17 protein-coding genes are annotated in these 20,723 nt (G+C 70.7%); 12 read left to right on the top strand and 5 right to left on the bottom strand.

The genetic code is table 11. The features are described 5' to 3' along the window. Positions 1-701 (bottom strand): DeoR/GlpR family DNA-binding transcription regulator (locus AOK11_RS05915; RefSeq protein ID WP_055592564.1); only part of this gene is annotated, 701 nt, incomplete at its 3' end. A gap of 563 nt (positions 702-1,264) precedes the next feature. Between AOK11_RS05915 and AOK11_RS05910 the strand changes: the two genes are divergently transcribed. The 5 genes from AOK11_RS05910 (at position 1,265) to AOK11_RS05890 (ending at position 5,952) form a co-directional block, all read left to right on the top strand. Continuing rightward, complete coding sequence (locus tag AOK11_RS05910; protein ID WP_055592563.1) at positions 1,265-2,035, top strand: response regulator transcription factor; 771 nt, start codon at positions 1,265-1,267, stop codon at positions 2,033-2,035. Next, positions 2,022-4,073: a sensor histidine kinase gene (locus tag AOK11_RS05905; protein ID WP_055592562.1), complete on the top strand. Its 2,052-nt coding sequence runs from the start codon at positions 2,022-2,024 to the stop codon at positions 4,071-4,073. Before AOK11_RS05910 ends, AOK11_RS05905 begins: the two co-directional genes overlap by 14 nt. A gap of 125 nt (positions 4,074-4,198) precedes the next feature. Then, the gene (locus tag AOK11_RS05900) at positions 4,199-4,606 is read left to right on the top strand and encodes an LPXTG cell wall anchor domain-containing protein (protein ID WP_240497235.1); all 408 of its coding nucleotides are present in this window, start codon (positions 4,199-4,201) and stop codon (positions 4,604-4,606) included. A gap of 65 nt (positions 4,607-4,671) precedes the next feature. Further along, a complete protein-coding gene (locus AOK11_RS05895; protein WP_420902967.1) occupies positions 4,672-5,307 on the top strand; it encodes a class F sortase in 636 nt (211 codons plus the stop codon). 6 nt (positions 5,308-5,313) lie between these two features. Beyond that, the gene (locus tag AOK11_RS05890; RefSeq protein ID WP_063793430.1) at positions 5,314-5,952 is read left to right on the top strand and encodes a SigE family RNA polymerase sigma factor; all 639 of its coding nucleotides are present in this window, start codon (positions 5,314-5,316) and stop codon (positions 5,950-5,952) included. Here AOK11_RS05890 and AOK11_RS05885 read toward each other — a convergent pair. Both AOK11_RS05885 and AOK11_RS05880 read right to left on the bottom strand, forming a co-directional pair. After that, positions 5,937-9,284, bottom strand: a complete 3,348-nt coding sequence (locus AOK11_RS05885) for a S8 family serine peptidase (RefSeq protein WP_157869287.1) — start codon at positions 9,282-9,284, stop codon at positions 5,937-5,939. The genes AOK11_RS05890 and AOK11_RS05885 overlap by 16 nt on opposite strands. 395 nt (positions 9,285-9,679) lie before the next feature. After that, on the bottom strand, positions 9,680-10,996 hold the full coding sequence (locus AOK11_RS05880) for a M6 family metalloprotease domain-containing protein (RefSeq protein ID WP_055592559.1): 1,317 nt from the start codon (positions 10,994-10,996) through the stop codon (positions 9,680-9,682). Positions 10,997-11,277: 281 nt separating this feature from the next. Here AOK11_RS05880 and AOK11_RS05875 point away from each other — a divergent pair, with 281 nt between their 5' ends. Both AOK11_RS05875 and AOK11_RS05870 read left to right on the top strand, forming a co-directional pair. Continuing rightward, complete coding sequence (locus AOK11_RS05875) at positions 11,278-11,922, top strand: TetR/AcrR family transcriptional regulator (protein WP_055592558.1); 645 nt, start codon at positions 11,278-11,280, stop codon at positions 11,920-11,922. A gap of 266 nt (positions 11,923-12,188) precedes the next feature. Beyond that, a complete protein-coding gene (locus tag AOK11_RS05870) occupies positions 12,189-13,736 on the top strand; it encodes an MFS transporter (RefSeq protein WP_055592557.1) in 1,548 nt (515 codons plus the stop codon). Between the two features lie 184 nt (positions 13,737-13,920). Here AOK11_RS05870 and AOK11_RS05865 read toward each other — a convergent pair whose 3' ends face one another. Then, entirely contained in the window at positions 13,921-14,454 is a 534-nt protein-coding gene (locus tag AOK11_RS05865) for a MarR family winged helix-turn-helix transcriptional regulator (RefSeq protein ID WP_055592567.1), read from the bottom strand. Positions 14,455-14,622: 168 nt separating this feature from the next. Here AOK11_RS05865 and AOK11_RS05860 point away from each other — a divergent pair, with 168 nt between their 5' ends. Continuing rightward, a complete protein-coding gene (locus AOK11_RS05860; RefSeq protein ID WP_055592566.1) occupies positions 14,623-15,384 on the top strand; it encodes a dioxygenase family protein in 762 nt (253 codons plus the stop codon). A 213-nt stretch (positions 15,385-15,597) separates the two neighbouring features. Here AOK11_RS05860 and AOK11_RS05855 read toward each other — a convergent pair whose 3' ends face one another. Further along, a complete protein-coding gene (locus AOK11_RS05855) occupies positions 15,598-16,140 on the bottom strand; it encodes a GNAT family N-acetyltransferase (protein ID WP_055592556.1) in 543 nt (180 codons plus the stop codon). Positions 16,141-16,349: 209 nt separating this feature from the next. Here AOK11_RS05855 and AOK11_RS05850 point away from each other — a divergent pair, with 209 nt between their 5' ends. From AOK11_RS05850 to pfkB, 4 genes are all read left to right on the top strand, one after another. Next, positions 16,350-17,348: a sigma-70 family RNA polymerase sigma factor gene (locus AOK11_RS05850; RefSeq protein WP_055592555.1), complete on the top strand. Its 999-nt coding sequence runs from the start codon at positions 16,350-16,352 to the stop codon at positions 17,346-17,348. Positions 17,349-17,811: 463 nt separating this feature from the next. Next, positions 17,812-18,489 carry a TetR/AcrR family transcriptional regulator gene (locus AOK11_RS05845; protein WP_055592554.1) on the top strand — a complete coding sequence of 226 codons (678 nt, stop codon included), beginning with the start codon at positions 17,812-17,814 and terminating at the stop codon, positions 18,487-18,489. 412 nt (positions 18,490-18,901) lie between these two features. Further along, positions 18,902-19,663 carry a DeoR/GlpR family DNA-binding transcription regulator gene (locus AOK11_RS05840; protein ID WP_055592565.1) on the top strand — a complete coding sequence of 254 codons (762 nt, stop codon included), beginning with the start codon at positions 18,902-18,904 and terminating at the stop codon, positions 19,661-19,663. Next, positions 19,660-20,607 (top strand): 1-phosphofructokinase, encoded by a 948-nt coding sequence (pfkB, locus tag AOK11_RS05835; RefSeq protein ID WP_055592553.1) that lies wholly within the window; start codon positions 19,660-19,662, stop codon positions 20,605-20,607. The genes AOK11_RS05840 and pfkB overlap by 4 nt, the downstream gene beginning before the upstream one ends. The last annotated feature ends 116 nt before the right edge of the window (positions 20,608-20,723 follow it).

Below are 20,723 nucleotides of genomic sequence, written 5' to 3'. Positions count from 1 at the left end.
CCGGTGTCGGTGACGATCGCCTCCAGGTCCCCGATCCCGGCGAACCGGCAGAAGCTGGTCGCTCCGAACTTGCTGTGGACGCCGGAGAAGACCCGGCGCCGGGACACGGTCATGACGTGCGTCTTCACATCACTCACCGCGGGGTTCGGAGTGGTGAGCCCCCATTGGCGGGAGATGCCGTTCGCGCCGACGTAGGCCAGGTCTATGACGAGGTCGGCCAGCGTGTGGGTGGCCCAGTGGTCGACGGTCGCCAGGGTGGCGCCGCGGATGCGGCCACCGAGCAGCAGCACGGTGATGTTCTCGACGGAGGCCAGGGTGCCGGCCGCGGCGAGGGACGAGGTGATCACGGTCAGCGGCCGGTCACGGGGGAGGGCGGCGGCGATGAGCTGCGGGGTGAAGCCCTCGTCGATGTACACCGTCTTCGCGTCACCGAGCAGGTCCACGGCCGCGGCGGCGATCCGCTTCTTCTCCTTGACCTGGCTGGTGGTGCGGTAGGAGAGGGTCGTCTCGAAGCCGGAGCTCTCGACGGGGTGGGCGCCGCCGTGGGTCCGGCGCACCAGCCCGTGGGCGGCCAGCAGGTTCAGGTCCCGCCGAACGGTTTCCTTGGAGATGCCCAGTTCGGCGGCGGTCCTCGCGACATCCACCGCGCCGGTACGGCGCGTCACCTCCAGGATGGAGCGGCGACGTTCTTCGGCGTCCACGGTGACACCCCCATTGCGCGACTCAGGCCGACACCCGGTCGGTCCGTTTGTGTGTGGCGCGTTCGCGCCCCACCGAGTCCGGTCTGTTCGGACTCATGCGGACTATTTACGGGGTACGCACACGGTTATGAACAGGTAAAACGCCACACGATCCATGACCGTATGTGCCCGATTCGCTGTGCCCGTTCCCGCAGGCAGGGGTGTTTTCAGGCCAGAGACCGAGCGTGATCCCGACCCGGTGTGCCCGAAACCGTGCCCGTTTCCTGTCTGCGCTCGGCGGCGGGGGGCGCCGATTCGGCTCCTCGGGCCGTCCGGGAAGGGGGTGTACTGGCGCGTAACGAGGTCCTGGAGCGCCTCGGGGCACTCTGGACGAGCGAAAAAAGAGTGGGAGGCGAGTCGCGGCGCGACGGGGCGCGACATGGTGTCTTTTGGTGGCTCGTGGCGTCCGGTGATGCGTCCTGTGATCCGTCATGGTGCGTCGTGGTGCGTCGTGGTGCGTCGTGGTGCCTCGGGGTACGGCGTAACGGGGCGGGACGCCGGCCCGGGACCCTAGGATCAAACAGGTGTGCGCACATGTCGTAGTAGCCGAGGACGACGGGAAACAGGCGGAGTTGATCCGCCGCTATCTGGAACGGGAGGGTCACCGCGTCACGGTCGTGGGGGACGGTCGCGCCGCCCTGGAGGAAGTCCGCCGCGCGGCGCCGGACCTGCTCGTTCTCGACGTGATGATGCCGCGGACCGACGGCCTGGACGTGCTGCGGGTGCTGCGCGCCGAGGCCCGTGAGGTGCCGGTCCTGATGCTGACGGCCCGCACCACGGAGGACGATCTGCTCCTCGGCCTCGACCTGGGCGCCGACGACTACGTCACCAAGCCGTACAGCCCGCGTGAGCTGATGGCCCGGGTCCGCACGGTGCTGCGCCGTACCCGGTGGGCCGGCGCACCGGGTACGGCGGACGTGGGAGCGCAGGATCCGGGCGGGCAGGGCTTTGGTGCGCGGGACTCCGACGTGCTCACCGTCGGCACGCTCGCACTCGACCCCCTGCGGCACGAGATCAGCGTCGAGGGCAGGCCCGTGGTGTGCACCCCGAGTGAGTTCCGGCTGCTGGCGGCGCTGGCCGCGGAGCCCGACCGGGTCTTCGAGCGCCGGCGGCTCCTTGCCGAACTGCACGGCTTCGACAAGTACATCAGCGACCGCACGGTGGACATGCACATCATGAATCTCCGCAAGAAGATCGAGCCCGCTCCGCGACGCCCCGTACGGCTGCTCACGGTGTTCGGGGTCGGCTACAAGCTGACCGACCCGGCCCGACGGACCGGCAGTGCCCCGGCGTAGAAGGGCGCCGGACCGGGCGCGTGAACGGGCCACGGACCGGCGTGGAGGGCGTGGCAGCCGCAGGCCGCCGTTGCGACGGAGCCTGCTCGGCCGGTTCCTGGGCGTGAGCGCGCTGGTCGCGACGTGCTCCGTGGCCGCGACCGCCTGGCTCGCCGTGCAGACCACGTCCGTGGCGATCAGACAGGAGGAGGGGCAGAACCTCGCGGACGACACGCGGATCTACAGCACCCTGCTGGGGTACGCGGCCACGCACCCGGACTGGGACGGGGTGCAGCCGACCGTACGCGAGCTCGCCCGGGAGTCGGGGCGGCGCATCACCCTGACCACACCGCAGCGCCGGCCCCTCGCGGAATCGGCGGGGCCGCGGGACCGGACGTCCCTCGCCGCGCGCGAGTCGGCGACCGTCGACCCGCTGTCCGTGGAGACCTCGCTGACCGGGGACGGGCAGGCCACTCCGGGAACCGCGGCATCGCGCCGGGCCACGGACCGGATCGACGCACGGGCGGTGGGCCCGTTCCGTGTACCCGCCGCCGAACGGGCGGCACTGCGCGAGGACGCGGCCCGCAGCCTTTCGTGTCTGCGGTCGAGCGGAATCACCGCGGAGATCGTGGTGAGCCCGAGCGGACGCTCCGGCATCGAGGTCAGGGGATCCGACGGCGACCTCACGCAGTACCCCAGTTGCGTGGTGCCGCCCCTGACCGAGCCCACACGGACCGAGGCCGTGGCACTCAAGGAGCTGAACCGGCTGACCAACGAATGCCTGCGGCGTCGCGAACACGACACCGAGGTCAGTCTGTTCCTGGACCTGACCTGGCGCCCGGGCCCACCCCTGTCCGACGACGGCGGGGCCACCGTCGCCCCCGTACCCGTCCCCGCGGAAGTCGTTCCCGCGGAAGCCGTCCCCGCGGACGACGAGGTGGACTCCTGCGTGGGCACGGCCCGCCGCGAACAGCTCGCCTCCTATGTCGCCCCGCCCGCACTGCTGTTCATCGGGGACACCGGCGGCCGGACCGTGCCCGGCCTCGACCTGTCACCCGTCAACACCGCGAAGATCGCCGGAGTCGCCGCGCTGGTCCTGGCTCTGACCGTCGGTGCGTCGATCTTCGCCGGAATCCGGCTGGTAAGCCCGTTGCGGGCGCTGACGGGAGCGGCCCAGCGGCTTCGCGACGGCCGCGACATCCAACCCGTTCCGGTGACCACGGACAACGAGATCGGACGGCTGGCCGAGGCCTTCAACCAGATGGCGGCCCACCGCGAACGCATGGAGCGGCAGCGCAAGGCCATGGTGAGCGACGTCGCCCACGAACTGCGCACCCCGCTCAGCACCATCCGCGGCTGGCTGGAGGCGGCCCAGGACGGAGTGGCCGAAGCGGACCCCGCCTTTGTCGACTCCCTCCTGGAGGAGGCCGTACAGCTGCAGCACATCATCGACGATCTGCAGGACCTGGCCGCGGCGGACGCCGGGGCGCTGCGCCTGAACCCGGAACCGCTGCGGGTGCGGGACGTGCTGCACCAGGTCGCCACGGCCCACCAGCTCCGCGCGGACGCGGCGGGCGTCACGCTCCTGGTCGAGGAACCGGCGGCCCGGGTGCCGTCCCTGTCTGCGGACCCGGTGCGGTTGCGGCAGGCCGTCGCCAACCTCGTCTCCAACGCGATCCGGCACACCGGAGAGGGCGGCACGGTCACGCTCCGCGCCCGTACCGGTGACGCCCGTACCGACGACGCCCGCACCGACGACGTCCGTACCGGTGCCGACAGGGGCGTCGGCACCGGCACCGGCCGCACGGTGGTCGTGGAGGTCGCCGACACGGGCAGCGGCATCGATCCGGCCGACCTGCCCCACCTCTTCGACCGCTTCTGGCGCGCGGACAAGTCCCGCAACCGCCGCACCGGAGGCAGCGGCCTGGGCCTCGCCATCGTGCGCAAGCTCGCGGAGGCCCACGGCGGGTCGGTGACGGTGACCAGTGCACCGGGCTCGGGTTCAGTCTTCGCCCTGCGGCTCCCCGTGCCCCGGGAGGAGGGCGCGGGCCGGCCCTGATGCACCCCTGATGCGATACGCACAGGGAACTGACAACTTCTTGACAACGGTGCGCCAGTCTGTCGCTCGATTCCACCGCACGATCGATCAGACATCGGAGAGGCACCATGACCTACCGTTCGTCCTTGCGTACTGCCCTCGTGACGGGAGCCCTGGCCGCCGGGGTGCTCGCCCCGGCCGGCGTCGCCCTCGCCGCGACCACGACGGCCACCACTCCGGCGGCCGCCGCCTCCGCGACGGTCGCCCCCGCGCCGGAAGAAGCCGCCCCCGCGCCGGCGGAGGACCGGGCCGACGTGGCCGAGCCCACGCCGGCCGTGCCGGAGGCCGAGGAGGAGAGTAAGCGCCGGGCCGAGGAAGCCGGGAAACTGGGCAGTGACGCAACGGTGCTGCCGCGCGGCGGCGTCGCCGCCGGAGAGAGCCCCGGGACCGGCAGCAGCAACACGCCCGTCGCCCTCGGCTCCATGGCCGGCGCCGTGGCCCTGCTCGCCGGCGCGGGCATCGTGGTGTACCGGCGCCGTTCCACGCAGCACTGACCACCTCCCCGTGTCCAGGCGGCGCCCGCTCAGCGGGCGCCGCCGCAGGAGAAACCGGAAGCCCCATGCGCCGCATGAACACCCGTACGGCGGTGGCCGTGCTGCTTGTCACCCATGCCGCCCTGCTCACCGCCTGTGCCCCGGCCACCACCTCCACCTCCACCTCCACCTCCTCTGCCTCGGCCACGGAGGCGGGCAGGAACGGCGTGCCGCCCTCCGAGTCCGCCGCGTCCGTCGACGTCACCACCACGACCGGGGTGCCCGTACGGGTGTCCATCCCGTCGCTGGGCGTGGACAGTTCGCTGCTGCCGCTCGGCCTCAACCCGGACGGCACCGTCGAGGTCCCGCCGGCCGAGAAGGGCATGACGGCCGGCTGGTACACCGGGGGTGCCGTGCCCGGTGATCCCGGAGCGGCCGTCATCATCGGCCACAACGAGACCCGCCACGGCCGGGCGGTCTTCCACGACCTGCACACCGTCCGTCCCGGCACCGGCATAGCCGTACGCCTCGACGGCGGCACCACCCGGCACTTCACCGTCACCGCGAAGGAAGCCGTCGACAAGAAGGCCTTTCCCACGGAGAAGGTGTACGGCGCCACCGACGACCGCGTCCTGCGCCTGATCACCTGCGACGGCTCCTACGACGCGCAGGGGCACACGGTGGACAACCTCATCGTGTACGCGACGCTCGAACACGGCTGACGGCCGATGGGGGACACGGTCCCGGAGCGGGAGTTCCGGCAGTTCGTCCACCAACGGCAGCAGGAGCTGGGACGAAGTGCCTATGCCCTGTGCGGGAATTGGCACGACGCACAGGATCTGACCCAGACGGCTCTGCTGGAGCTGTACGCCGTCTGGGGCACCGTGCGATGCCGGAGTACGGCGGTCACGTACGCGCGTGTCCTCCTCGCACGTGCCGACACCACTCACCGCCGTCGTGCCGGGGCCGGTGAGGAGCCCGTGCGCGAGGTGCCGGAACCCGGTACGAGCCGGGACCCCGCGTCCGGGACGGACCTGAGTCTCATGCTGCGGGCGGCACTGATGACCGTGCCGCCGCGCTGCCGGGCCGTTCTGGTCCTGCGTTTCTGGGGCGACTGGAGTGTGGAACGGACCGCACGCGCACTCGGCATGTCGACGGGCACGGTCAAGAGCCATACCGCCAGGGGCCTGCACCGGCTGCGGCAGGCGGTCGAGCGGATGGACATCCGGGATCCGGGATCCGGGATGCGAGGTCAGGGATTCAGAGGCCGGGGGCCGGGGCCCGGTCGAGGGGCCGGGGGTACGCCCTTCCCCGCCGTGCGTCCTGACGGCGCACGGCGGGGAAGGGCGGTTCAGTGGGTCGGGTAGGCGTCGAGAATGGTCTGGACACTGCGGTTGCCGTCGGCGTCGACTGCCGTGGCGCGCAGTGACACCGTGCCGTGGGCGGGCGGGTTGTGGACCGCGACATCGGTGATGTCTCCCGCCCCGTCGTGGACGGTGGTCCAGTGGTTCCCGCCGTCGGTGGACGTCTCGATCTTCAGCGACCTGGCCGTGCCTCCTTGGACCGTCACCGGGACACGGAAGTTCTCCTCGCCTCCGGGCGCGGTGTTGTCCACGGTGAGTTCGGGGGAGTAGCGCACGGCCAGCGGGCCGGCGACCGGTTCCCATGCCTCGCCGTCGGTGGGCCCGGCCATGAACGTGTAGTCGACCGTGACCTCGCGGGAGACGTCCGTGTATCCCAGCTTGTTCCGGGAGGCCGAGGAGACGATGCGGTACTCGGCCCGCTCGTCGCCGATTCCGAAGGCGAGACCCTGCACGGGCACCTTCAGGTCGCGGACGAGTTCGCCGTCGCGATAGACGCGGGTGCTGCCCGAGCCGGACTCCGCCCAGCCGGACTCGGCGGTGCCGGGAGCGAAGAGGGAGAGCGTCCCTTCGAGCAGGTGCCCGGACTGGAAGAAGCCGGCGTCCTGGTGGAAGACGGGGCCGAAGACACCTACGTTGAGCGTGCGCGCGAACCTCTTGCCCGGGGCGTACACCTCGGGGCGGTGGTCCGAGGTCTGCACGATGGAGTCCTCGGTGTCGTACTGCAGGCTCGACAGGCTCCAGGACGTGCCGGACTGGAGCCACAGGGTGGTCTCGGCCGGCAGACGCACCGCGGCGCCCACGCCCAGCCCGAAGCTCTCGGGAGCGGCGCCCATCCAGCCGTCGGCCCCCTGTGCGCGGGTGCCCGTGGCAGCGGTGACCCGGGCCATGTCCCCGAGTCCGGGACGGTTGACCAGGCCGGTGGGGAAGCCTCCTCGGACCTCGCGATAGCCGTGGTAGCGCCGGTCGCCGGGCCCCGAGTGGTAGGAGTGCAGCGCGAGGCGGAACGACGTGTCGGACGGGCTGCTGGACGGGCTGTCGGACGGGCTGTCGGTCATCGACAGGGAGTGGACGCCTCCTTCGGGAGCGCCGAAGTACCAGGACCAGTCGCTGAGTCCGGGCGAGTGATAGGTGGTGGCCAGCTCCTCGAGCCGGGCGTCGGGGTGGGGGGCGGTGAAGTCCAGCCGCTTCGCCTCGCGAAGGTCCACCTTCAGCTCCGTCGGACCGTCGACGGTCAGCCGTGGCACCATCGCCCAGTCGATCCTCGTGCCGCTGCTGCCGTACAGGTCGGGCGAGACGACCTCGATGAGATAGTCGCCGTGCTCGACGCTTCCGCGGACCGTGCCGTCCTTGCTGAGTGCGTTGAATCCGTCGGTCTCGCTCACGACGAACGCTCGCGCGTCGTCGGCGGGTTCGCCGTCGGCCCCGGTGATCCGCAGGGTGATGTCTGCCTTCTCGGCTTCGACCGCGAGACTGCCTGCGGTGCGGATCCGCTGGTCACCGGCGGTTCCGGTGGGTTTGGTGGTTCCGGTGACGACGATGCCGTAGTCGCCGGGGCCGGCCTCGGCCAGCGCGGTGGGATCGGCGGTGACGTCGACCGTCGTGCTGCCCAGGGCGGGCACGGTCACCGACTTCGCGCCGAGGGAGAACAGTTCCCCGGGGCCGCTGCCGCCGCCCGTCGCGGTCGTGGAGAGGTCCAGGTCCAGAGTGAGATCGGTCGGACCGCTGTTGCGGTAGGTGACCGTCCTGGTGATGCGGTCGGCACGGGCGTCAGCGTGCGTGACGCTGCCGAAGCCGAGGGTGTTGGCGTCAGCCGTGACGGTCTGGTGGAGGGCACCGGAAACGTCCAGCCTGCCGGTGCCGGTCTGGACGGGAGCGGCCTCGACCTCGGCGGCGGAGGCCATCAGGGCCCGCTTGAGCTGTTCCCCGGTCCAGCCGGGGTGCTTCTGCAGGAGCAGAGCGGCGGCGCCCGCCACATGCGGAGTGGCCATGGACGTCCCGTCGAGGGCCACATACCCGTCCGCGACGGGTGTGCCCGTCAGCTCCATCTCACTGCCCGCGGCCGCTGCCGCCGCGATCTGAACGCCCGGAGCCGACAGGTCCGGCTTCAACGCCCCGTCGACCGGGCTCGGCCCCACCGAAGAGAAGCGGGCGACCTTGTCCTCCTCGTCGACCGCGCCGACGGTCAGTGCCGACGGGGCAATGCCCGGCGAGCCCACGGTCCCCCCGGTCGGCCCGTCGTTGCCCGCGGCCACGACGAAGAGTGTGCCGTTGTCCTTCGACAACTTGTCGAGCGTCTCCACCACGGGGTCGTAGGCGGTGGACGCCGGCCCGCCCAGGCTCATGCTGACGATGTCGGCCCCCTGCGCGACGGCCCACTCCATCCCCTCGATGATCCAGGAGTCGAGAGCGCCGAACTCTCCGAGGACCTTGCCCACCAGGAGGTCCGAGGCCGGTGCCACACCACGGTGGACACCACCCGAGCGCGCGCCGGTACCGGCGGCCGTGGACGCCACGTGGGTGCCGTGGCCGACGGTGTCACCGGTGCCCTCGTCGGTGAAGTTCGCCGTGTCACGGACCTTTCCGTCGAAGTCACCGTGATCGGCTTCGATCCCGGTGTCGAGCACGGCGATCGTCGTTCCCTTTCCGTCGTACCCCGCCTGCCACGCCTGGTCGGCGCCGACTTGCCGGACACTCTTGTCCAGGGTGGCCTGCCTCACCCGGTCCAGGGAGACGGACCGGATCCCCGGAGCCGCCGTCAGGGACATCGCGTTCGACGGTCCGCGGTCGGTGAGCGTCTTCCACAGCGACTCGGTATGTTCATGAGGCACCGTCAGTGCCTCCGCCCGCAGCGTGTCGAACCGGGCGCGTACCCGAACGCCGTCCTCGTTCCTCGGCACCTTGGCGCTCGGTTTCGCATCCTCCTCGTAGCTGACGATCAGGGGGAGTCCGTTGAAGGACCTGTAGGCCCGATGCGAGAGTTCGGCGACGTCGAACAGGCCGGCATCCACGGTCCCGTCGTCGAGCAGCGGCTGGACGTCCAGCGGCACCACCATCGTCGCTGTGCCCCGCTGGAACACGCGTACCGGTATGTTCTCGCGCCCCTGCGCGCGGACCACGGCGGACACGGATCCCTTGGCGTCGAGCATCACCTGGTCCCCGGTGAGCAAGGTGACCGAGCTGCTGCCCGGGGCGCGCTGACCCGGAGCCGGGCCCGCGCTGTACTCGTTCGTGGAGGGGGAGTGGGTGGCGGCGGAAGCAGTGGGTAAGACGGCCAGCGCCAGTACCAGCGTGGTGCCGGCCACGGCCGCGTCCAGTCTCAGTCTTCGCCAGTTCAAGGAATCCTCCATACCGGTCCGTCACGACACGCGACGGGCCGGGCCCGCCGATCGTTGTGCAGGCTAGGCAGGGGAAAGAGGACTCGGGATCGGTTGGCCGCATACCGGCCACAGTTGGTGCTCCTGGGGCCGAACTGCCTTATGTGACAGCCCTGGTGGGACCCCTGGTGGCAGCGACAGCCGCGGGGTCTCGTGCCGTGAAGGCCGTGAAGGCCGTGAAGGCCGTGAAGGCGGTGAAGGCGGTGAAGGCCTCGCTCCGGGCGGAACTCGGGGCCGTCGGGCCCGCTACCGGTGAAGCTGTCGAGCCTGTCCGTGAGTTGGCCGGATCAACGGTCTGCGGAGTGGCCAACTGCGCCTGGCTCACAGGTATTTTGTGTGGGCCCCGGTCGCCGGGCTCAGGCCCGGGTGATCCGTACGCGGTACTCCGGCACTCCCGAGCCCGAGCCCGGGTCCTGGCCCGGGGTGGTCGGCCCCAGGACCTTGATGCGGATTCCTGCCTTGCGGTCGATGAACGTCTCGCCGGGGGCGAAGGGGGCGTCGGAGAGTTCCGCGTGGATGTTGGGGCTGCGGGTGCAACCGCCGCTTTTCCGGCGGGAGTCGTAGACCGTGACCGGTCCCATGCCGGTGTCGAGGTCCGCGTCCACCTTGTAGATGAGGATGCCGGACCGGCACACCGCCTCGTCGTTGCCGGCGCGGGTGCGGAACTCGACGGCGTATCCGGAACGCGCGTCCAGCGGGAGGAAGACGAGTTTCGGGCCCCCCGGCTCGGCCAGCGGCGTCAGGGTGTATTCCCGTGTGCCCGTGCCCGTCGCGCAGTGCACCTGGCGTGCGTCCAGCCAGCCCATTTTCCACTTGTGCCAGCCGAGCAGGTCGTTGTTGGCGCCCCAGTCCTCGCTCATGATGTCCCAGTGGCCCACGGCCCCGCCGCCCTCGGCGGTGTAGAGGTCGGGCAGGCCGAAGACGTGGCCGTTCTCGTGCGGGAGGACCCGGTAGCCGGTGCGGTCCAGGGAGCCGGAGCCGTCGTCCTGGCGGGAGTAGACGAACGACGCGTTGGCGACCGGGACGCCGTCCGCGGTCGGGGCCTCCGCGTTGCCGGCGAAGGTGACCGACAGGACGGTGTCCAGGGCGGAGGGGCCCGCGTTCGGGGTTATCAGTACGTTCACCAGGTCGTACGACCGGAAGTCCACCTTCGGGTCAGCTGCCGCCACGAGGTCGTCGACCAGCTTGCGATAGCCGGGGTCGAACGGGGCGCCGCGCTCTATGCCGTACTCCCGGAACGACTTGGGCATCCGCAGCCAGCCCGGGATCGGTATTTCGGGGCGGTAGTCGAGGCGGCCGTACGAGCTGGTACGGAACCACTGCTGGGTCTGCGGAAAGAACTCCCGGTAGCGGTCGAGGGCCTTGCCTTCGCCGGGGGCGTCCGAGAAGTCGACCATGAGGGTGAGGGCGCGGACGGTGCCGGTGGAGGGGGCGTAGCCGGCGATCGTGGGGATGCCCTCGGACAGATGGACGTCGCGGGTGCTGCTGATCATGCAGGGGCCGTGCGCGGAGGAACGGGACAGAGCGCTCGGTCCGGCACTGGGAGCCGAGAGGTGCGGGGAGAGGTGGCCGTTGCCGGCCGAGGGGGCGACGGCGAAGGTCAGGGCGGTCACGGACGCCAGAGCGGCCAGTCGGCGCGGGGATATCCGGCTGCTGGTCGACTGAGGCTGCATGCGGGGACCTCCGCTCGACACGGCAGCCGCCGGTCTCCGGCTGCACCCTTTTGATCACCCTCTGTCGAGGGATGGGCGGGCGCGCGTTGGAGGGTCCGATCGTGCGAGAGCTTCGGCAGGCACGCAGGGAATGTGGCTCAGGTCACACCAAGAGCCTCCGGTGGGGGGAAATAAGCGGGGACGGTTTCCCCGTTTAGAGCTGTGTTCGCGCGAAACGGGGACTCCCTCCCCGGATCGCGACAGCAGGAGCAACAGCAGCAACAGTGACCTAGGAGTGCATCGTGCAGACCGCCGCTTCCGTATCGCACAAGGCGTCCAGGCCCCGCGCCGATGCCCTGCGCAACCGGGAACGGATCGTCACCGCCGCCCGGGAGATGTTCGTCGAGTTCGGCGCCGACGTGCCGTTCGACGAGGTCGCCCGCCGGGCCGGCGTGGGCAATGCCACGGTGTACCGCAACTTCCCCGATCGTGAAGCGCTGGTGCGCGAGGTCGTGTGCTCCGTGATGGACCGTACGTCGGAGGCGGCCGAGCAGGCGCTCGCCGAGACCGGGGATGCCTTCGAGGCGCTGGAGCGGTTCGCGCACACGGCCGCCGCGGAGCGGATCAGTGCGCTGTGCCCGATGCTCTCCAGCGCCTTCGACCGGCATCATCCCGATCTGGAGGCCGCGCGTGTACGGGTCGACACGCTCGTCGCGCGGATCATGGACCGTGCCAGGGCGGCCGGTCAGCTCCGTGACGACGTGGGCTCCGGTGATCTGCTCGTCGGTATCGCCCAGCTCAGCCGGCCGCCGGCCGGTACGGGCTGCCTGAGCGCCGACCGGTTCGTCCACCGTCATCTTCAGCTGTTCCTGGACGGGATGCGGGCCCCGGCCCCCAGCTCCCTGCCGGGTGCGGCCGTCACCGTGGAGGACCTGCGCGCGAGCTGAGCGATCCCTGACCACGATCCAGATCCAGATACAGAGTCAGTTCCAGATTCAGAGTCAGTTCCCGATTCGGATTCAGATTCCGATCCAGCCCGGACCACTTCAGCAACTACCTCGGCAACGACTTCAGCAGCTACCTCGGCACCGATCTCCATAACCGGCCCGGCGGCCGTCCCTTGGGCGAGTCGTTCCGTGACGACACCGTTTTTTCGTCGCAAACTCCGAATTTTTCCGTCATGAAATCCCGAAGTCCCGAAGTGGGTACCCCCATGTCTGAAACAGCCTCAAAGGCTCCCGGCGTACCGGATGCCAGCCGCTGGAAGGCGCTCGTCTTCATCGCGCTCGCCCAGCTGATGGTCGTCCTGGACGCCACCATCGTGAACATCGCCCTGCCCTCCGCCCAGCAGGACCTGGGCATCTCCGACGGCAACCGGCAGTGGGTCGTCACGGCCTACGCCCTCGCCTTCGGCGGACTGCTGCTCTTCGGCGGGCGGATAGCCGACCTGTGGGGCCGCAAGCGGGCGTTCGTGCTCGGTCTGGGCGGCTTCGCGGCGGCCTCCGCGCTGGGCGGCGCGGCCACCAACGAGGCCATGATGTTCGGCGCGCGTGCCCTGCAGGGCGTGTTCGGCGCGCTGCTCGCGCCGGCCGCGCTGTCCCTGCTCGCGGTGATGTTCACCGACGGCAAGGAGCGCGCCAAGGCGTTCGGCATCTACGGTGCGATCGCCGGTGGCGGTGGTGCCGTCGGCCTGATCCTCGGCGGCTTCCTCACCGAGTACCTGAACTGGCGCTGGACGTTCTTCGTGAACATCCCGTTCGCCGTCGTCGCCGCGCTCGGCGCGTACTTCGTCATCCGTGAGCCGCGGGGCGGCCGCAACCGTTCGCCGCTGGACATCCCCGGCGTGGTGCTGTCCACCCTCGGCCTGGTCGCCCTCGTCTACGGCTTCACCCGCGCCGAGTCCGAGGGCTGGAGCGACTCGCTGACGGTCGGCATGTTCGTCGCGTCGGCCGTCCTGCTCCTGGCGTTCGTCCTGGTCGAGTCCAGGGTCAAGGCACCGTTGCTGCCGCTGCGCGTGGTCACCGAACGCAACCGCGGCGGGGTCTACCTCTCGCTGGGCCTGGCGATCATCGCGATGTTCGGCCTGTTCCTCTTCCTCACGTACTACCTGCAGGTCGTGCAGGGCTACTCGCCGGTGAAGACCGGGTTCGCCTTCCTGCCGATGGTCGTGGGCATGATCACGGGTTCCACCCAGATCGGCGCCCGGCTGATGACCCGGGTCGCGCCCCGGCTGCTGATGGGCCCCGGGTTCCTGGTCGCCGCCCTCGGCATGCTGATGCTGACCCGGCTGGAGGTCGACACCTCCTACGCCACCGTGCTGCTGCCCGGCATGCTGCTGCTCGGTCTCGGCATGGGTACGGCGTTCATGCCGGCCATGTCGCTGGCCACCCTGGGCGTCGAGCCCCGGGACTCCGGAGTCGCCTCCGCGATGGTCAACACCTCGCAGCAGGTGGGCGGCGCGATCGGCACGGCCCTGCTGAACACGATCGCGGCCTCGGCCACCACGTCCTACATCGCCGACCACATCGGCGGCGCCGCGAACCGGTCCCAGCAGCAACTGGTGCAGCTCGAAGGCATGGTGCAGGGCTACACCAGCGCGATCTGGTTCGCCGTCGGCATCCTCGTCCTGGCCGCGGCCATCGCCCTGACCCTCGTCAACGCCGGCCGCCCGGGGAGCACGGTCACCGGCTCCTCCGGTGAGGGCGTCAGGGTCGCCGGGGGCGCCGAGGAGGATGTCGCGGTGCCGGTCATCGCCCACTGACGGCCTGCCGCCGCACGGCCTTCACCGCCCACCGCCGGCCGGTAACCGCCGGCCGTCAACCGCCCACCGCCGGCCGGTTACCGGCGACTCTCACAGGTCGGTGTCAGTTCCTTCGGGCCACCCGTACGGAGGGGGAGGGGACGCCTCGTCCGTACGGCTTCCAGGACCTGCCCCGGCTCCGTGCTCAGCGGAGCCAGGGCAGGTCCGCACCCGCTTCGCTGGGCTGCAGGCCCTCGGCGACGATCTCCATGATCTCGCCGAGGGCCTTCTGCTGTTCGGGAGTGAGCCGGTCGAGGAACGCCTGTCGCACGGCCTCCACGTGCCCCGGCGCGTTCCGGCGCAGCACCTCGAAACCTTCGTCCGTCAGCACGGCGAACTGGCCCCGCTTGTCGGACGGACAGTTCTCGCGACGCACCCAGCCGCTCTTCTCCAGGCGGGCCACGGCGTGCGAGAGCCGGGAGCGGGTGATCTTCGCCAGCATCGCCAGCTCGGTCATGCGCAGCCGCCGTTCCGGTGCCTCGGCGAGCTTGACCAGCAGACTGTAGTAGAGGTGCGGCATGCCCGCGTCCCGCTGGAGCTGGCGGTCGAGGTGGTCCTCCAGGAGGGTGCTGGCCTCGATGTACGAGCGCCAGACGCGTTGTTCCTCGGCGCTGAGCCAACGGGGTTCGTCGGTGCCTGCCGGGCCGGGTGCCGCTGCGGAAGTGGGTGCCGTCGTCATGTACTCCACTGTAAAGCCCCTCTCCTTGAATGTTAAACAAAGTTGCGCTAGAGTTCGGAGCTAGAGGTTGAGGTTTCAAGTAAAAAGCTTCATCCGCCCACCAGCCGGATCAGATCCCACAGACCGCCGGAAGGAGTCGCAGCCGTGACCGCCGCCACTCAGGAACGCATGCCCGCGCTGTACCTCAGCCATGGCGCCCCGCCCCTGGCCGACGACCCCATCTGGCCCGGTGAGCTGGCCGCCTGGTCCGCCGAACTTCCTCGCCCGAAGGCGATCCTCGTCGTCTCCGCCCACTGGGAGGAGGCCCCGCTTGCCCTCGGCGCCACCGAGACGGTCCCCCTCGTCTACGACTTCTGGGGATTCCCCGAGCACTACTACCAGGTGAAGTACGGCGCTCCCGGCGCTCCCGCGCTCGCCGATTCCGTGCGCAAGCTGCTGCGTGCCCCCGGCATCCCGGTCCAGGACGTTCCCGACCGGGGTCTGGACCACGGCGCCTATGTCCCCCTGGTCGAGATGTTCCCCGGGGCCGACATCCCGGTGCTCCAGGTTTCCATGCCGACCCTGGACCCCGTGAAGCTCATGGACATCGGACGCAAGCTCGCGCCGCTGCGCGACGAGGGCGTGCTGATCATCGGCTCCGGGTTCTTCACCCACAACCTGGCCGCGCTGCGGCAGGGCGGCATCCCCAGGTGGTCGGCCGAGTTCGACGACTGGGGGCACCGGGCGCTGGACGCCGGTGACGTGGACGGGCTGCTCGACTTCTCCCGAAAGTCGCCGGCGGGCATGCTCGCCCATCCGCGTACCGAGCACTTCGCACCGCTCTTCGTGACCATGGGCGCGGCGGACGCCGCAGGCGACCTGGACACGCAGAAGTCGGTGATCGACGGATTCTGGCTGGGGCTGGCCAAGCGGTCGGTGCAGTTCGGCTGAGGACGTCGGCGCGCGGGGGCCGGGCCTGCGCCCGGCCCCCGCGCGCCGGTCCTTTGGTGGCCGTTGGTTCTCCGGCCGTCGTCGGTCTTCCGGCGGTCGTCGGCCCTCGTGCACCGGACTCCCGGCGATCGCCGGCTCCCGACACCCGGTCGCAGTACCCGGTCGCCCGGTCACGGCACCCGGTCGCCCGGTCACGGCACTGGCTCCCGCCGACTACAGCTCCTTCTCGTACCAGGCCACGTCCCAGTAGCGGCCGAACTTGCGGCCCACCTCGCGGTACGTGCCCGTGTGCCGGAAACCGAAGCGCTGGTGCAGCCGCGTGGAGGCTTCGTTCGGCTGGGCGATACCCGCGTAGGCGCGGTGCAGATCCTCGCCCGCCAGGGCCTCGAACAGGGCCGTGTAGAGCAGCGTGCCGATCCCGCTGCCTCCCGCGTCCGGGGCGACGTAGACCGTCGTCTCCACCGACGTCGCGTAGGCGGGCTTCGCCCGGAAAGGGCTGGATGTGGCGTAGCCCAGAATCTGCTCGGAGTTCCCGGTCGCGGTCGGGGCCGCGGCCGAGGTCGTGGCAACCATCAGGCGGTACGGGCCGTCTACAGGGTGGGAGAGCAGCCAGGGGCGGCGTTCCTCAGGGGTGAGGACGGTGGTGTCGAACGTGATGGCCGTCTCGCGCACGTACCGGTTGTACAGATTGGTGAGCGCTGTCAGATCGCCCTCGGCTCCTGGTCTGACCTGGGCCTTCGTGTAGTCCGATGACATCCCGTCCCCCTGTGGCCCGACAGGGTACTGCATGATCAGAAAATTCGGGGGTCGGGTGGGGAATTCTGTCCGGATTCCAGTCGTTGTTTCCAACAGATGCCGGGCACCCGAGCAGAGTCCGATAGCGAGAGACCGAGACCCTGGACCTGACGTACGTGCCGGGCATCCGCAGAGCCACCCGCCGACCTCATCACCGTAAGGGAGCAAGCATGGCAACCCGTGCCGTCGCCCGTCGTAAGTCCGCCTCCGGCGAGACGGCCGACTCGGCAAGCAGTGTTCGCGCCCATCGTGGCGAGATCGCCGACCGCGATCTGGTCGGCATGTACCTCGATGAGATCGCGCGCACACCGCTGCTCGACGCCGCCAAGGAGGTCGAGCTGTCCCAGATCATCGAAGCGGGTGTGTTCGCGCGGCAGATCCTCGACGGCACCGAGGAGAACGAGGTGGGGGCCACCACCGAGGAGCTCCAGGCGCTGTACGACGCGAGCGAGCAGGCCAAGGACGTCTTCATCCGCTCCAACCTCCGTCTGGTCGTCGCGGTGGCCCGCCGCTACCCCCGCAGCGGTCTGCCCCTGCTCGACCTGATCCAGGAGGGCAACGCCGGCCTGGTGCGCGCGGTCGAGAAGTTCGACTACCGCAAGGGCTTCAAGTTCTCGACCTACGCCACCTGGTGGATCCGTCAGGCCATCACGCGGTCGATAGCCGACCAGTCCCGCACCATCCGCCTGCCCGTCCACCTGGTGGAGGAGCTGGGCCGGATCCGGCGCGTGCAGCGCGAATTCAACCGTGAGCACGGACGGGACCCGGAGCCCGCGGAGATCGCCGCCGAGCTCGGTTCCACCCCGGAGCGGGTGACGGACGTGCTCGACTGGGCCCGCGACCCGGTCTCGCTGAACATGGCGGTGGACGACGAGGGCGAGACCCAGTTCGGCGACCTCCTCGAGGACACCTCGGCGGTGTCGCCGGAGCAGTCGGTGCTGACGCTGCTGCGCAGCGAGGAACTGGACGATCTCATCGGCCGCCTCGACCAGCGCACGGCCTCCATCATCAAGATGCGGTACGGCATCGACGACGGCAGGGAGCGCACCCTGACGGAGGTCGGCAAGCAGCACGGCCTGACCCGCGAGCGGATCCGTCAGATAGAGAAGCACGCGCTGATGGAACTGAAGAAGCTGGCCCGCGACACCGGGTTCGACGCGGCGGCGTAGAGCCGGTGCGGGGCCGGTGCAGGGCCCTTGGGAGCGCCGGGTGACGAAATACGGCGCAAACATGACGCCCTGACACTGCTTCAACCCACTGGGCCAGGGAACAAGAATGCAGAGCGCAGGAGTTCGGGTCCCGAGATCCGGGGGATCGGAAGATCTCCGCCGGAGGCTCTTCGGGCCTCGGCCTCCCGGACGGCTCTCCTGAACCACGTCCCGTCGCACCACCCCCCCGGCGCCGGGACTTCCCAAGCCGGGTCCGGCACCCTCCCCCCGGGTGCCGGACCCGGCTTTCCCCTGTGCGGGACAGGAAAGCGGGTCACCCCGAACCTGAACCCCGGGGTGACCCGCCAGATGGCAGATTGTGCCACATGGGCATACCCTGCCGGGCGTGAGCAGCAGCACCACCCCGCCGTTTCTTTCCGTTCCTCCCGCCTCGCTGACCGAGCGGCGCAAAGCCGAGACCCGGATGGAGATCGCCCGCGCGGCGGCCGGTCTCTTCGTCCGCCAGGGCCTGAAGGCCACCCGCGCCGAGGACATCGCACAGGCGGCGGGCATCGCCCCGCGCACCTTCTACCGCTACTTCGCAGCCAAGGAAGAAGCCGTCGCCCCGCTCTACGAGGCCGGCGCCCGACGCTGGGTGGAAGCGGTACGGGCGGCGCCGCCCGGAACGTCCGTACCGCAGGCTCTGGAGGACGCCGTGCGGTCCACGCTGAGACCGGGCGCGGGGGACTCGTCGGATTCCTGGACGTGGGTGCGCACCCTGGTCCGGCTGACCCACTCGACCCCCTCCCTGCGCCGGGTGTGGGCGGAGGTCTGCCAGACGTCGGAACGCGCACTGGCGGAGGTCCTGGCGGCGCGGGTGCGGGCCGGTACGACGACCGACAACGATGCCGAGCATGCCGCCCGCGCAGCACAGGCGGACGGCACAAGCCGCGCCGGCAGTACCGGCAGGGTCGACAGTGCTGCCGTGGACGCGCGGCTGCGCCTTGCCGCCGCCGTCGCGAGCGCCGCCGTACGCGCGGCCGTCGAGGGCTGGGCGGCGGGCGACGGTACGGGTGAGGACCAGCCGGGACCGGCGGAACTGGCCGTGGCCAACCTCGCGACGCTGCGGGACTTTCCGTGGGACGCCCTGACGGAGTCCTGACGGTTCCCTGAGGACGCTCCGACGGGACGGCCCGGCCGGTGCGTCCACGGCAGCCGCTCGGCAGCGGCCTCCTCGTACCGCCCGAGCCGCCCTGCCCGCCCCGGCCCGCCCGAGCCGCCCGAGGTACCCGAGTCGCCGAAGCCGGCGGACTCGTCGAGGGTGGGAAGAGGCGGATCGAACTCGTGTCCTACCTGAATCCAGGCCTTCCTGCTCGCATCCTGGCCGCCCCGTCTTTCGCTCCGCCCCGATGGTGTGTCGGCCATGCCGGAGGGAGAGGGCATCGAGCACGACCCTCATGCCCGCTCATGCCCGTTCATGCCCGATTGGGCCCGTTCCTGTTTACTTTCCGGAATTCCCGGCGTAGCCTTCAGGAAAAGTCACACGTTCGGGCACGGTTCGGAGGTGAGTGGACATGTACGCACCAGAGCGGCAGCAGGAGATTCTGCGGCTCGCCCGGGACAGCGGCCGGGTGGATGTGGTCTCGCTGGCCGTGCAGTTCCAGGTGACGGCGGAGACGATCCGCCGGGACCTGAAGACCCTCGATCGAGCGGGAGTGGTCCGCCGGGTGCACGGCGGGGCCATCCCGGTCGGTCGCCTCGACTTCGAGCCGGACCTCGCCGAGCGCGAGACCACGGCCGCCGACGAGAAGGACCGTATCGCCAGGGCCGCCCTCGCGGAACTTCCGGACGAGGGCACGATGATCGTCGACGCCGGTTCGACGGTGGCCCTGTTCGCCGCCGCCCTGCCGATGGAGTTCTCGCTCACCGTCGTCACCCACAGCCTGCCCACCGCGGCCCGGCTCGCCGACCACCCCGGTATCCAGCTGCACCTGGTCGGAGGCCGTGTACGGCACCGCACACGGGCCGCCGTGGACGCCTGGGCGCTGCGCGCGTACGGCGAGATCCGCGCGGACGTGCTGTTCGTCGCGGCGAACGGCTTCTCCACCGAACACGGTCTGACCACCCCCGACCTCGCCGAGGCGGCGGTGAAGCGCGCGGCCATGGCAGCCGCCCGCCGTGTGGTGCTGCTCGCCGACTCCTCCAAGCACGGCCAGGAGCACTTCGCCCGCTTCGGCGGCCTGAACGACGTGGACCTGCTGATCACCGACAGCGGGCTGAGCCCCGAAGACGCCCTCGCGATCGAGCGCGGCGGCACGGAAGTAGTGCGTGCATGATCCTCACCGTCACCCCCAACCCGTCCCTGGACCGTACGTACGAGGTGCCCGCGCTGGAGCGGGGCGAGGTCAACCGGGCCACCGGCGAACGCGTGGACCCGGGCGGCAAGGGCGTCAACGTCTCCCGGGCCGTGGCCGCGGCCGGCCGGCGCACCGTCGCCGTGCTGCCGCTGGGCGGCGCACCGGGTGCAGTGGTCGCCGAACTGCTGTACGCGCAGGGCATCGAGGTCGCGCCGGTGGCGGTGGCCGGGGCCACCCGGTCCAACATCGCGCTCGCCGAGGCGGACGGCGTCCTGACGAAGATCAACGCGCCCGGCCCGCAGCTGACCGTGGCCGAGCAGGAACTGCTCCTGGAGACCGTCCACCGGCAGTCGCGGGGCGCCGACTGGATCGCCTGCTGCGGTAGCCTGCCGCGCGGCCTCGCACCCTCCTGGTACGCCGAGCTGGTCGAGCGGGCGCACATCGCCGGCGTGCGCATCGCCCTGGACACCTCCGGGCCCGCACTGGCCGCGGCGCTGCGCGAGCGGCCCGACGTGGTGAAGCCGAACGCCGAGGAACTCGCCGAGGCCGTCGGATGCCGGCTGACCACCGTGGGCGACGCGGTGAAGGCGGCCGAGGAACTGCGCGGAATGGGCGCCCGTACCGTGCTCGCCAGCCTGGGTGCCGACGGCCAGGTGCTCGTCGACGAGCACGGCACCTGGTTCGGCACCGCCCGGGTGGACGTCGTCCGGAGCAACGTGGGCGCGGGCGACTCCTCGCTCGCGGGCTTCCTCATCGCCGGCGGGCGCGGTCCGGAGGCGCTCGCCTCGGCGCTCGCCCACGGAGCGGCGGCCGTCCAGACCCCCGGCAGTGTGATGCCCACGCCGGGAGACCTGGACCCGGCCGCGGTGACGGTCACGGCGACGGTGCCGGTGGACCGCGCGTTGAAGGAGCCGGTGACATGAGCGCCGATGTTCGTGCCGCTCTGGTCCTCGCAACCCCCTTGGTCCTCTCCGTTCTCACAGCCCCTTCAGCCCCCTCAGTCCCCACGACCCCCCACCGCAGCACTGTCCCCGTTTTC

The organism is Streptomyces hirsutus, from assembly GCF_001418415.1.
Lineage (GTDB): Bacteria > Actinomycetota > Actinomycetes > Streptomycetales > Streptomycetaceae > Streptomyces > Streptomyces hirsutus.
The sequence above is the reverse complement of the archived record's forward strand: the minus strand, read 5'-3'. Positions and strand labels throughout refer to the sequence as shown.